Here is an 11,793-nt window from a genome sequence, read left to right as displayed (position 1 = left end):
CCTGTGCTCCGTTATCCAAAAATCCCCCACAGGAAGGGTGAAACGAAAACCTCCAGAAACGCCCCTGCGCCGGTGATGATTAACAGCAGAAGTCCCGGCAGGATATGGAGCTTTTTCTGCGCCTGTCCGGACCAGCCTGACAGCACGTACCACACCAGGAGATAGACCAGACCATGGGGCAGGACCGTACATAAAAATGCGGCGATTCCCAAAAGTCCCTTGCGGATGGTTAGCACGGAAAGGACCACTGCCAGGCTCATCCCTGCATAAAAGGTCAGGAATCCAAACAGCATCTGGCTGCACACCGTGATTCCGGCCAGCCAGCCGCCGCAGGTCTCCAGCGCCCTCTGCCTGAATACGGTCATAAATTCCTTCACTCCCCTGTTTCCGCCTCCGAGGGAGCCCGCTGCCCCCAGGATACACCCCTGCACCGTAGGACCGCCAAATGCCAGCGCGGCTGCCGTACCGCAAAAAATTCCTGACACAAAGCAGAACAACAGCCAGTCCTCATAGGTGAGCGTCCCCAGACGCAGCCTAAACCACCTCATTACCATGCATTATCCTCCTGTCCCAGTTTACAGGTAAGAAACATATCCGCTGCAGCTTCTCCCCCACTACTGTATGACAGAAATTCATGGTTTATGACTTAGCCCCGCACCATACTGTCCTTCTTATCCTCAGAACGGTATTTTCTGGCATAGGCCATAATGGCGGCAATGGTCTTGCCGTCCGTAATCTTTCCTGTGTATATCATGTCCTCCAGTTCCTCCAGGCTGCATGGAACCACATTGATCACCTCATCCTCGTCCAGATGCTGATGGGATGGAATCAGGTTGTGGGCCACGAATATGTCAATGGCCTCATCGCAGAACGCAACAGTCGTGGTAAGGCTCATAAGATACTCCAGTTTCTCCGGTGACTCCACTCTGTATCCGGTCTCCTCCTCCAGCTCCCGGAACGCGCACTCCACCTTTGGCTCTCCCGGCTCATCCAGCTTGCCTGCCGGAATCTCCAGGGTATAACGGTCCAGAGCATTGCGGTACTGGCGCACCATAAGGATTTTTCCATCGTCAGCAACAGGCAGGACAGCTGCGGCACCATCGTGATGGATGAAATCCCACCTTGCCTCATGACCGTTTGCCAGGACCTTGTCCTCATATATCTTAAGAATGTTTCCCTCATATTTAAGCTGGCGGTCCAGCCGTATAACCGGTATCTGCGTATTATTTTCCTTTTCTTCCATGTCTGTTCCATCCTCTCTGTTATGATTTGAATATCATTATCCTATTTCATGCGCTGCGTTTTCTCATAGCAGGCGTCCGCCGCCTTGATGACCGCATTTCTCAGGCCATGCTCCTCCAGGGCTGATACACCTGCGATGGTGGTGCCGCCGGGGGAACACACCTCATCCTTTAACTGCCCCGGATGCTTTCCTGTCTCCAGAACCATTCTCGCGCTTCCCAGCACAGTTTGGGCCGCCATGGCATAGGCTGTCTTTCTGGGAAGGCCGTATTTGACCCCGCCGTCAGCCAGGGCCTCAATGAACATGTACACAAAAGCCGGCGAACTGCCGCTGACGCAGCCAACTGCATCCATAAGCCGTTCTTCCACCAATTCCACCCTTCCGCAGGAGGAAAAGATGTCCCGGATGGTTTCCTTTTCCTCCTCTGTATAGGACGCTTCCCCATAGGTCACGCCGGTCATGCCTTCTCCCAGCATGGCAGGCGTGTTGGGCATGGCTCTTACCACCCGCACATTCCCTCCCAGGCGCTCCGTGATATTGGAAATGGTGATGCCGGGCGCCAGGGATATCACCACCTGCTCCGGCGTTACCACATCCCTTATTTCCGAAAACACCGCGTCAAAATACTGGGGCTTTACTGCCAGTATCAGATACTTCACTGCTTCTGCACATTCCCTGTTGGAACAGGCATGGGGCACCTTTGTCCTGGCTGTCACTGCCTCCATCTTATCCTGACGGGCCGCTGAAAATATCATATCCTCCGGTCCATGTGTCTTGAGAAGCCCATTTAAAATGGCGTTTCCCATATTGCCCATTCCTATGAAACCAATCCTTACCAACCTCATACCTCCTTGTCAAAACCGCAGCAAAGCCCCGGCAGACTGCCTTCTGCAGTGCGCCAGGGCTCCCGGGCATACCTGATGCCGCTTCATTCATCAGTCAATATCCCTCAGTATATCACAAAAATCAAAGGTAGCAAAGTAATCCTCAGGAGTTTCTGCCCTGCGTATCATCTCCACAGTGCCGTCCTCCTTTAACAGAAGCTCCGCTGATTTCAGCTTGCCGTTATAATTATATCCCATGGCAAATCCGTGGGCGCCCGCATCGTGGATAAACAGAAGGTCTCCCTTTCTGATTTCCGGAAGCATACGGTCAATGGCAAATTTATCATTGTTCTCGCACAGGGAACCTACCACATCATACATGTGGGTGCAGGGCTCATCCTCCCGGCCCATGACAGTGATGTGATGGTAAGCGCCGTACATGGCCGGCCGCATCAGGTTCACGGCGCAGGCATCCACGCCCACATACTCCTTATAAGTGTGTTTCTCATGGATGGCCTTTGTCACCAGGGCGCCGTAAGGCCCCATCATGAAACGCCCCAGTTCCGTGCACAGAGCCACATCATCCATGCCGGCAGGAACCAGAATCTCCTCATAGACCCTCCTTACGCCGTCACCGATTGCCAGGATGTCATTGGGCTCCTGGTCCGGACGGTAGGGAATCCCGATGCCGCCGGACAGATTGATGAATGCGATATGGACGCCTGTCTCCTCTTTCAGTTTAACAGCCAGCTCAAACAGGATTTTTGCCAGCATGGGGTAATATTCATTGGTCACCGTATTGCTGGCCAGGAACGCATGTATGCCGAAATGCTTTGCGCCCTTTTCCTTCAGAATCTTAAATGCCTGTCCAATCTGCTCTGTGGTCATTCCGTATTTGGAATCTCCGGGATTGTCCATGATGTCATTGCTGATTTTAAACAGACCGCCCGGATTAAAGCGGCAGCTGATGGTCTCCGGAATATGTCCCAGAGTCTCCTCCAGGCACTGTATATGGGTGATGTCGTCCAGGTTAATGATAGCTCCCAGCTTTTCTGCATAGGCAAATTCCTCAGGGGGCGTATCGTTGGAGGAAAACATGATGTCAGGGCCGGAAAAACCGCATGCCTTGGACATCATAAGCTCTGTCATGGATGAGCAGTCCGTGCCGCATCCCATGTCCTTCAGTATATTTAACAGAAATGGATTGGGCGTGGCCTTGACTGCAAAATATTCCTTATATCCCTTGTTCCAGGAAAACGCCTGCTTAAGCCTGGCTGCATTCTCCTTGATTCCCCTCTCATCGTATAGATAAAAGGGCGTGGGGTATGTCTTCTCAATCTCTCTTAATTGTTCCAGTGTTACGAATGGCTTCTTATCCATTATCTATGTGTCTCCTTTCCCTTTTTGCGCAAAAAGCCTGTCAGGAAGTACAATATGTTCAATTGTACTCCCGGGCAGACTTCCTTGTCCAGTGTTTTTTTCAATTGTACGGGAAACCCGAACTCCGCTACGCTCCGTTTGGGTAGCGGACATCTTCCCGCCTCTCAGGGGCGGGCCCGGGAAACCCGAACTCCGCTACGCTCCGTTTGGGTAGCGGACATCTTCCCGCCTCTCAGGGGCGGGAAGATGTCCTTTATTCAATATTAATGACTCTCATGATATTGGTCTGGGTGGCTGCCTCATGGCGTCTTGCGTAGGTTACGACTCCGGCTGTGATGACAGCCAGTTCGCCTTCCTCCACAAGTCCTCTGTCCTTAAGCTCTTCCACGGAGTTCTCGATCAGTTCGTCCGTGGACTCTGCGCGGCGGGACCATACCGGTACCACGCCCCACTGAAGCTGCATCTGGCGTACGGTAGCCATGCTGGGGGACATGCCGATGATTCTGGCACCCGGTCTCCACTTGGAGAGCATCTGGGTGGTGAAGCCTGTGATGCTGGGAGCGATGATGACATCCGCATCCAGGTCATGAGCGGTTGACACCGAGGCAAAGCACACGGCGTTTGAAACATTCTTCATGTTCTGCTCTGTCACCTTCCTCTGACGGTATCCTGCATAGTCCAGATGCATCTCTGTCTCCAGTGCAATGGATACCATCATCTTAAGGGCGTCCACAGGATACTTGCCCATGGCTGTCTCGCCGGAAAGCATCACCGCGTCCGTGCCGTCATACACTGCGTTTGCAACGTCCGTCACCTCAGCCCTGGTAGGTCTTGGGTTGCGGATCATGGAATCCAGCATCTGGGTTGCCGTGATAACAATTTTACATGCCTCGTTGCACTTGCGGATAATCTTCTTCTGGATGTGGGGAACCTTCTCAGCCGGTATCTCCACACCCATATCGCCTCTGGCTACCATGATGCCGTCCGCTGCCTCTATGATGGCGTCCAGGTTCTCGATGCCCTCCGCGTTCTCAATCTTTGCAATGACCTTCATGCTGGAACCCTGCTCATCCAGCATGGCCTTGATTTCCTTTATACAGTCAGCCGTGCGTACAAAGGATGCCGCAATGAAGTCAAATCCCTGTCTGATTCCAAAACGGATATCCTCTTTATCCTTATCCGTCAGGGCCGGAAGCTTAATCTTTACATTGGGAACATTGACGCCCTTCTTCTCTCCCAGCTCGCCTCCGCTTAAGACCTCACAGACAATGTCCGTATCCTTCACCTCGCGCACTTCCAGCTCAATCAGTCCATCGTCAATGAGAATCCGATTGCCCGCAGCAACATCCTCATTCAGTCCGCTGTAATTGATATAGCCGATGGTATTGTCTCCCACCAGTTCCCTGGTGGTCAGGGTATAGGTCTGGCCTTCCTTCAACGTCACCTTTTTGCCGTCCTTCAGCTGTCCGGTACGAATCTCCGGTCCCTTGGTATCGAGGAGCGCTGCAACCGGAATATCTAACTCCTTGCGCACTTCCTTTAACAGCTCCAGGCGTCCCTGATGCTCGTTGTAGTCTCCGTGTGAAAAGTTAAAACGGGCCACATCCATACCATTCCTGGCAAGCTCCATCATAACATTCTTGTCGCTGGTATTGGGGCCCATAGTACAGATAATCTTGGTTTTTTTCATGATTTTTCCTCCATAAAAGTTTATAGTGTAACGACAGATTCAGACGTGAAACGGAATCATGATTTGGGGGAATCCGATTTCTTCACGTGCTGATGTGTATATAAATGATCCATGCAGTACTCATAGCTGCCTTCACATTTTGAGCAATAGCGGAACTCCATGCCAGGACTTTCCTCGTCCGTCCTGCCGCAGACCGCACACTTATGATGGGTGCGGTTTACGGGCCGCATGGTCTTTACCTTGAAATCCTGCTTGCGCTTCACTTCCTTAGGACTGTACTTCTTAAAATCCTTTGTCATCAGGAAGAAAATGATGAAGTTGGCAAGGGACAGGAAAATGGCGATTCGCTGGGGTAAACTGCCGTATACGAACCCGAACACCAGGAAAAAGGCGTCAAACAGCGCCAGCCATTTAGCCTTGATGGCAAGTATAAAGTAAATATAAAAGTAATCCTCCGGGAAAATCACCGCATATGCCAGAAATATGGACATACTCAGGTATGAGGTGTTAAGGTGCATATCCCAGCCCCAGATAAAGTATACAATAAACTCGGCAAGTATGATGCCGATGGCTCCCATAAAAAAGAACACATTAAAACGGAACGCCCCCCACACTGCCTCCAGGGAACGGCCCAGTGAATAGTACATGAGCGCCGCAAATATAATCCAGAATGGGCTCAGTGTGGGCGGGTACAGCAGAAATGTCACCAGCCTCCAGACCTGTCCGTGAAGAATGGCCTCCGCGTCCAGGCTCAGGTACCGGGTAAAGAACATGGGGTCCATGTACATCATGACAAAACCCATGATATACATAATGATGATGTAATACATCAGGTTATGGATGGCATATTTGCCAAACCTGCGCTCAAGCTTATTAAAAAATCTCATCCTATCATCCTTTTCATTTGCCTGTATGTTTTAAATCAAAACAGGTCTTTCTTATTAAATATATACGCAACAAACAGTGACAGCAGCAGGGTCAGGCCCAGTACAATGGCAAATCCATAGGGACTGTCCGCGAAAGGCATCCCATGTGAGTTAACGTTCATGCCGTAGAAGCTGGCTATCATGGTTGGTATGGACAGCACGATGGTAACGGTAGCCAAAAACTTCATGACAATATTAAGGTTGTTGGAGATGACTGATGCAAATGCATCCATGGTGCCGCTCAGGATGCCGCTGTATATATTAGCCATCTCAATGGCCTGCTTGTTCTCCACGATTACATCCTCCAGCAGGTCCGTGTCCTCCGGGTACTTCTTTATCTTCTCAATGCGCAGCAGCTTCTCCAGCACCACCTCGTTGGAACGAAGGGACGTGGTAAAGTATACCAGAGACTTCTCCAGCTCCAAAAGCTCAATCAGTTCCTCGTTCTTCTGAGACTGGTGAAGCTTGCGCTCAATGACTTCGCTCTTCTTATCAATGATTCGGAGGTATTGAAGGAACTGGGTAGCATTTTTATAGAGAATCTGCAGGATAAACCTGGTCTTCATGAAGGTGTGGAAATCCCTCACCCTTCCGTCCATAAAGGAAGTGAGCACAGGCGTCTCCTCCAGGCAGACCGTAATCAGCACATCCTTGGTGGTGATGATAGCCAGAGGGATGGTGACAAACCAGTCCTTGCCGTTGCGCTCCTCAATGGAAGGAATGTCCACCAGAATCAGGGTGTATTCATCCTCCACCTCTATACGGGACCGCTCCTCCTCATCCAGAGGCGCCCGCAAATGGTCCGGGTCAATCTGATAGGCATCTGCGATGTCAATGATTTCTGAGGCTGTAGGGTTTGTTAACGCAATCCAGCAGCCAGGCTGCATCTCTTCCTTTTCGTGCATAGCACCGTCTTCGGTCTTAAAAATCCGTATCATGCGAACTCTCCCCCATTCTGAAATTATACGTTCTCATTATAGTGACTGCCCCCGCTTTTGTCAAATGAAATAGCCTCTCATTTAATATTATACCGAATATTTTTCAGAGAGAATACATAAATTTTACCTGAACAGTATAATGGGACCCGTAGAAACATGCACAATTTTCGCCATTTCTTCACGACTTTTTAACGCCTGTCCCCAATTGTATTTATACATATTTTATGTTAAACTCTACTATGAATATCCAGCATCCCAATGCCGGAATTTGTTGCATAAGTCACAGTATTCCCCATAAAACTGTATTATGATACATGTAAAACAGCTTTACGGTCCCCCAGTACTGCCGGACATGGTTTTCCCCATGGCATGGCAGAACAGCCGTCAAGTTACAAAGGAGGTCAGGGTAAAACCCCGCATATATGAAATTACATACAAATACCCTTACGCTTGGAATCGATATCGGTTCCACAACCGTCAAAGTTGCACTGTTAAATCAGGCTTCCCATATAGTATTCTCCGATTACGAACGCCATTATGCCAATATACAGGAAACTCTGGCGGGACTTTTAAAAAAAGCCCGTGAGATAACCGGCCCCATTCAGGTAATCCCTGTCATAACCGGTTCCGGAGGGCTCACTCTCTCCTCCCATCTGGAGGTTCCCTTTGTCCAGGAGGTGGTGGCCGTGGCCTCTGCGCTTCAGGACTTCGCTCCTCAGACCGATGTTGCCATCGAGCTGGGCGGTGAGGACGCAAAAATCATTTATTTCACCGGAGGCATCGACCAGAGAATGAACGGAATCTGTGCGGGAGGCACCGGTTCTTTTATTGACCAAATGGCTGCCCTGCTCCAGACAGACGCCTCCGGCCTTAACGATTACGCGGAACATTATAAGGCCATCTACCCCATTGCGGCCCGCTGCGGTGTGTTTGCAAAATCCGATATACAGCCCCTGATTAATGAGGGCGCCACCAGGGAAGACCTGGCTGCCTCCATTTTCCAGGCAGTGGTCAATCAGACCATCAGCGGTCTGGCCTGCGGCAAGCCCATTCGGGGAAATGTCGCGTTCTTAGGCGGTCCCCTCCACTTCCTGCCTCAGCTTCGGGAAAGCTTCATCCGCACGCTCCGCCTGACACCGGAGCAGGTTATTGCGCCGGACCACTCCCACCTCTTCGCGGCTGTGGGAGCAGCCATGAATCCCCAGGATAACCAGGAGGCCATTCCCCTGGAGACCCTGATTCAGAGACTGTCCTCAGGCATTAAGATGGATTTTGAGGTCAAGCGCATGGATCCCCTCTTTAAGGACCAGGCAGACTATGACCGGTTCTGTGCCCGTCATGCCAGCAACCATGTAAAGAGCGGAGACCTGTCCACCTATGAGGGGTGCTGCTACCTGGGCATTGACGCCGGCTCCACCACCACCAAGGCTGCCCTGGTAGGCGAGGACGGCACACTGCTGTACCGTTTCTATGACAATAACAACGGAAGCCCTCTGGCCACCGCCATCCGGGCTATCCGGGAGATAAAGGAGCAGCTGCCTGAAACCGCCCGTATCGCGTTCTCCTGTTCCACCGGTTACGGCGAGGCCCTGTTAAAGGCAGCTCTGATGCTGGATGAAGGCGAGGTGGAGACCATATCCCACTACTATGCGGCTGCCTTCTTTGAGCCGGATGTGGACTGTATCCTGGACATCGGCGGACAGGACATGAAATGCATCAAGATTAAGGACGGCACAGTGGACAGCGTACAGCTCAACGAGGCATGCTCCTCCGGATGCGGTTCCTTCATCGAGACATTTGCCAAGAGCCTGAACTACAGTGTGGAGGATTTTGCCAGGGAGGCCCTGTTTGCGGAAAATCCCACTGATCTGGGCACCCGCTGCACGGTATTCATGAATTCCAACGTAAAACAGGCCCAGAAGGAAGGGGCCACCGTGGCCGACATTTCCGCAGGTCTGGCTTATTCCGTCATCAAGAACGCATTATTCAAGGTAATTAAGATTACAAACGCTTCCGACCTTGGAGACCACGTGGTGGTCCAGGGAGGCACCTTCTACAACGACGCCGTGCTCAGAAGCTTTGAAAAAATATCAGGATGCCCGGCAGTGCGCCCGGACATCGCAGGCATCATGGGCGCCTTTGGCGCTGCCCTCATTGCCAGGGAACGCTATCACATGGCCAATGAACCGGAGACCTCCATGCTCTCCCTTGAGAAAATCATCGGTCTTAAGTACAGCACCTCCATGACCCGCTGCAAGGGATGCAACAACCACTGTGTGCTGACCATCAACCAGTTCGGAAGCGGACGCCGCTTTATCTCAGGCAACCGCTGTGAGAGGGGACTTGGCCTTGAAAAGGCCAAGAAGGAGATACCCAACCTGTTTGATTACAAGTATCACCGGATGTTTGACTACGAATCCCTGCCCCTGGACCAGGCGGACCGCGGTACGGTGGGCATTCCAAGGGTGCTCAACATGTATGAGAACTTCCCCTTCTGGGCTGTGTTTTTTAAGAAGCTGCGCTACCATGTGGTGCTGTCTCCCCAGTCCACCAGGCAGCTCTATGAGCTGGGAATCGAATCCATCCCCAGCGAATCCGAATGCTATCCTGCCAAGCTGGTACACGGACATGTGACCTGGCTTATCAGGCAGGGCGTAAAGTTCATCTTCTACCCCTGCATCCCTTATGAGCGCAATGAGAGCCCGGACGCAGGCAACCACTACAACTGTCCCATGGTCACCTCCTATGCGGAAAACATTAAAAATAACGTGGAGGCGCTGGCCGAGGAAAACGTACGTTTCATGAATCCCTTTATGGCGTTTACCAATGAGGAGATTCTCACCGATGCCCTTGTAAAGGAATTTTCCAGGACATTCCAGATTCCGGCTGCCGAAGTCAGGATGGCTTCCCATGCCGCCTGGCAGGAACTGACTGCCTCCCGCGATGATTTGATGAAAAAAGGCGAGGAGACTCTGGCCTGGCTGAAGGAACATGGGAAGAGAGGCATTGTCCTGGCCGGCAGGCCATACCATGTGGACCCTGAGATTCACCACGGCATACCGGAGCTGATTACCTCTTACGGATTTGCCGTCCTCACCGAGGACTCCGTATCCCATCTGGGCAGGGTGGAACGGCCTCTGGTGGTGACGGACCAGTGGATGTACCACTCCCGCCTTTACGCGGCTGCCAGCTTTGTGAAGACCCAGGATAATCTGGATCTGATTCAGCTCAACTCCTTTGGATGCGGACTGGATGCAGTGACCACGGACCAGGTGGCTGATATCCTGACCCGTTCCGGCAAGATTTATACGGTATTAAAGATTGACGAGGTCAATAACCTGGGTTCTGCCAGAATACGAATCCGCTCCCTCATTGCAGCCTTAAAGGTAAGGGACCAGAGACATTTTGAGCGCAGAGTGGTGTCAAGCGCCTATCACCGCGTGATGTTCACCAAGGAGATGAAAAAGGATTACACCCTTCTCTGCCCGCAGATGTCGCCCATTCATTTTGACCTTCTGGAGCCGGCTATCCGCTCCTTTGGATATAAGATTGAAGTACTGCAGAACCACAACCGCAACGCCGTGGATGTGGGACTCCAATATGTTAATAACGACGCCTGCTACCCGTCCCTCATTGTCATCGGACAAATCATGGACGCTCTGCTGTCAGGCAAATATGACCTGGACCACACGGCTGTCCTCATGAGCCAGACCGGCGGCGGCTGCCGTGCATCCAACTACATCGGCTTCATCCGCAGGGCCCTGGAAAAGGCGGGAATGCCCCAGATACCGGTTATCTCCGTCAATGCCAACGGCATGGAGACCAATCCCGGCTTTACCTTCACCGTGCCCCTGCTGACAAAGGCCATGCAGGCCATTGTGTACGGCGATATCTTCATGCGGGTGCTCTATGCCACCCGGCCCTATGAGGCGGAGCCAGGCAGTGCCAATGCCCTTCATGAGAAATGGAAGGCCCGCTGTATTGCCTCCCTGTCCAAGAAAAATGCAGCCATGATGGAATTCGGACGCAATATAAAGGGAATCATCCGGGATTTTGACGCTCTCCCCAGGCTGGATGTAAAGAAGCCAAAGGTGGGCATTGTAGGGGAAATCCTGGTGAAATTCTCTCCTTTGGCCAACAACCACATTGTGGAGCTGCTGGAATCCGAGGGCGCCGAGGCAGTGATGCCGGATTTGATGGATTTCCTGCTGTATTCCTTCTACAACAGCAACTTTAAGGCCGAGCACCTGGGCTCCAGGAAATCCACTGCCAGGCTGTGCAACGCGGGAATTGCCCTGTTGGAGTATTTCCGCAGGACAGCCAGGAAGGAACTGACGGCCAGCATGCATTTTACGCCTCCGTCAGCCATCAACGAGCTGGCCCAGATGGCCAAGGGCTTTGTATCCCTGGGCAACCAGACCGGCGAAGGATGGTTCCTGACAGGCGAGATGCTGGAGCTGATTCACAGCGGCGTGAACAACATCATCTGTACCCAGCCCTTTGGATGCCTGCCCAACCACATCGTGGGAAAGGGCGTCATCAAGGAACTGCGCCGGAATTACCCCCAGTCCAATATCATTGCCGTGGACTACGACCCTGGCGCCAGCGAAGTGAACCAGCTGAACAGAATCAAGCTGATGCTGGCCACAGCTCATAAGAACCTGAAAACAGAGAGTTCCAGGGAGGACCGCGGAAACGGAAGGCGTCCTGTAGCTGCCTACAGCCCCTGCCTGGGAACCATGTCTCATACATAAGATAATAAAAGGGAGTTGGAGTGTGCTTGAATAGCACT

At 52.1% G+C, this 11,793-nt stretch carries 8 protein-coding genes; 1 reads left to right on the top strand and 7 read right to left on the bottom strand.

Annotated features, from left to right (window positions below; translation table 11 throughout):
- Positions 1-11 precede the first annotated feature (11 nt).
- The 7 genes from G614_RS0103730 to G614_RS0103700 form a co-directional block, all read right to left on the bottom strand.
- Entirely contained in the window at positions 12-554 is a 543-nt protein-coding gene (locus tag G614_RS0103730) for a hypothetical protein (RefSeq protein WP_027640859.1), read from the bottom strand.
- Positions 555-646: 92 nt separating this feature from the next.
- Positions 647-1,243: an NUDIX hydrolase gene (locus tag G614_RS0103725; protein ID WP_027640858.1), complete on the bottom strand. Its 597-nt coding sequence runs from the start codon at positions 1,241-1,243 to the stop codon at positions 647-649.
- 41 nt (positions 1,244-1,284) lie between these two features.
- Complete coding sequence (gene proC / locus G614_RS0103720; protein WP_027640857.1) at positions 1,285-2,082, bottom strand: pyrroline-5-carboxylate reductase; 798 nt, start codon at positions 2,080-2,082, stop codon at positions 1,285-1,287.
- Between the two features lie 96 nt (positions 2,083-2,178).
- A complete protein-coding gene (locus G614_RS0103715) occupies positions 2,179-3,447 on the bottom strand; it encodes a diaminopimelate decarboxylase (protein ID WP_027640856.1) in 1,269 nt (422 codons plus the stop codon).
- A gap of 253 nt (positions 3,448-3,700) precedes the next feature.
- Positions 3,701-5,137 carry a pyruvate kinase gene (gene pyk, locus G614_RS0103710; protein WP_027640855.1) on the bottom strand — a complete coding sequence of 479 codons (1,437 nt, stop codon included), beginning with the start codon at positions 5,135-5,137 and terminating at the stop codon, positions 3,701-3,703.
- Positions 5,138-5,193: 56 nt separating this feature from the next.
- Positions 5,194-6,024 (bottom strand): hypothetical protein, encoded by an 831-nt coding sequence (locus G614_RS0103705; protein ID WP_027640854.1) that lies wholly within the window; start codon positions 6,022-6,024, stop codon positions 5,194-5,196.
- Positions 6,025-6,059: 35 nt separating this feature from the next.
- Positions 6,060-7,001 (bottom strand): magnesium transporter CorA family protein, encoded by a 942-nt coding sequence (locus G614_RS0103700; protein WP_027640853.1) that lies wholly within the window; start codon positions 6,999-7,001, stop codon positions 6,060-6,062.
- Positions 7,002-7,423: 422 nt separating this feature from the next.
- Between G614_RS0103700 and G614_RS0103695 the strand changes: the two genes are divergently transcribed.
- A complete protein-coding gene (locus G614_RS0103695) occupies positions 7,424-11,755 on the top strand; it encodes a 2-hydroxyacyl-CoA dehydratase (RefSeq protein WP_027640852.1) in 4,332 nt (1,443 codons plus the stop codon).
- The last annotated feature ends 38 nt before the right edge of the window (positions 11,756-11,793 follow it).

It is taken from the genome of [Clostridium] clostridioforme AGR2157, from assembly GCF_000424325.1.
Taxonomy (GTDB): domain Bacteria; phylum Bacillota; class Clostridia; order Lachnospirales; family Lachnospiraceae; genus Enterocloster; species Enterocloster clostridioformis_A.
The sequence above is the reverse complement of the archived record's forward strand: the minus strand, read 5'-3'. Positions and strand labels throughout refer to the sequence as shown.